Origin of the sequence: Prosthecobacter sp. (assembly GCF_049294395.1) — a bacterium.
GTDB lineage: Bacteria > Verrucomicrobiota > Verrucomicrobiia > Verrucomicrobiales > Verrucomicrobiaceae > Prosthecobacter.
This window is the reverse complement of sequence record NZ_JBAQCR010000275.1, coordinates 1-1,782: the sequence shown is the minus strand read 5'-3', so window position 1 is coordinate 1,782 and position 1,782 is coordinate 1. Positions and strand designations below refer to the sequence as shown.

2 protein-coding genes are annotated in these 1,782 nt (G+C 63.9%); both read left to right on the top strand.

The features are described 5' to 3' along the window. The first annotated feature begins 41 nt into the window (after positions 1 to 41). A complete protein-coding gene (locus tag WAW39_RS18680; RefSeq protein WP_422320699.1) occupies positions 42 to 1,187 on the top strand; it encodes a transposase in 1,146 nt (381 codons plus the stop codon). 263 nt (positions 1,188 to 1,450) lie between these two features. Then, positions 1,451 to 1,782, top strand: a 332-nt coding sequence (locus tag WAW39_RS18675) for a hypothetical protein (protein WP_422320698.1), incomplete at its 3' end; no start/stop codon positions are given.

Below are 1,782 nucleotides of genomic sequence, written 5' to 3'. Positions count from 1 at the left end.
GTTGTGTTGCACCCATTGCCATTTCTCGCACATTCCGCCCCATGAAGCGTGCCCAATCTCCTGATTCTCAAACAATGCCGCCCATCCCGCTCGAAGAGCAGCTCATCGGCGTGAATGCGAAAACCGGTATCTTTCCCGGCGCGCGTTCGTGGTCTGGCGGGCGGTTCCGTGTGCTCGGCAAGGGGCCGCTGGAGTCTTATTGCTACCACGTCATGTCACGCACCTGCGGCGGCGAGGTGCTGTTTGATGAGGTGGAAAAAGAAGCGCTGCGCCGCGTGATCTGGCGCATGGCCGAATTCTCCGGCATCAAGGTGGTCACCTACTGCATCATGGGCAATCACTTCCATCTCCTCGCCGAAGTACCGCACCGCGACACCTGGCTGCAGCGCTTCGAAGGCCCCGAGGGCGAATCAAAGCTCTTCGATCACCTGCGCACGCTCTACAGCCGCGCCTACCTGGGTCTGCTGCGCGATGAACTCGCCGATTTCCGCGCGCGCGGCATGGCCGTGCTGGCCGAGCAGCGGATCGACGCACTCAAGAAGCGCTTCTGCGATCTCTCCCTCTTCGTCAAAGAGGTGAAAGAACGCTTCAGCCGCTGGTTCAACAAACGTCGCGGCCGCCGTGGCACGCTGTGGATGGACCGCTTCAAAAGCCTGCTCGTCGAAGGCAAAGGCGAGGCTTTGCGCACCATGGCCGCCTACATCGATCTCAATCCCGTGCGCGCCGGCCTTGTGAAAGATCCGAAGGACTACCGCTGGTGCGGCTACGCCGAGGCCCTCGGCGGCAGCCGCAGAGCCCAGCGCGGCCTCTGCAAGGCCCAGGGCAAACCCGTGGACGGCTGGAAGAGCGCCGGCGCCGCAGCCGCCTACCGCTGCCTCCTGCATGCCGAAGGTCGCGAGATCAAAGACGCGCAGAATGAGAAGGTGGTATCTCGTGGCATCAGCGCCGAGTCAGCGCGCACCGTGCTCGCTGAGAAAGGGAGGCTCAGCCCCGCCGAAATGGTGCGCCTGCGCGTGCGCTATTTCACCGACGGCGTGGCACTGGGCAGCAAGGAATTCGTGGAGGGCATCTTCACCGCGCAGCGCGATCAATTCGGGCCGCAGCGCAAAATCGGAGCCCGGCGCATGAAGGAATCCGACGCCCCCTTCTACACGCTGCGCCAGCTGCGGCTCAAGCCTCTGGGCTAATCATCCCCCTCCGGCCTTCCGCTGGATCAAAAGCCGCGCATAGGACGGCACCTGGACGCAGGAACTGCGGAAACAAAAGCAGCCGCATCGCCAATGCACGCGGCCTGCCCAGCAGCCATCCGCACCTTTGGGGTTCCACGGGGCGCGGCGGTCCTGCACGTCACCGCTTCTCCCCCTGTCACCGAGTCATTCTCAAAAGATACTTCAAACAAAATCTAGGGTGACACACGGCCTTTCCACGCTTCTCTCGCAGCTTCGGCCCTATGACGACTACCGAAGCCCTGCGCATCCTCGATCTCACCGCCCCCATCACCCGGGCGCAACTCACCACCGCCTACCAGGACGCCCTCCTTGTCTGGTGCGTCGGCCGTTTTGAGGGTCAGCCAGAGCTCATCGCCAAGGCCAACACCCAAAGCGCCGAGGTCAAAGCCGCCCACGCCCTGCTGCAGGCCGTGCCGGACGGGGCCTTCCCCTTCATAAAAGCCCAGGCCCGCAAACGCGCCTCGCGCCACTCGCCCTCCTCCCTGCCCCTGCCCGCACCCAAGCGCCCCTTTGCATCCCAGCAGCAGCAACAACAACCGCAGCAGCCCCCCTC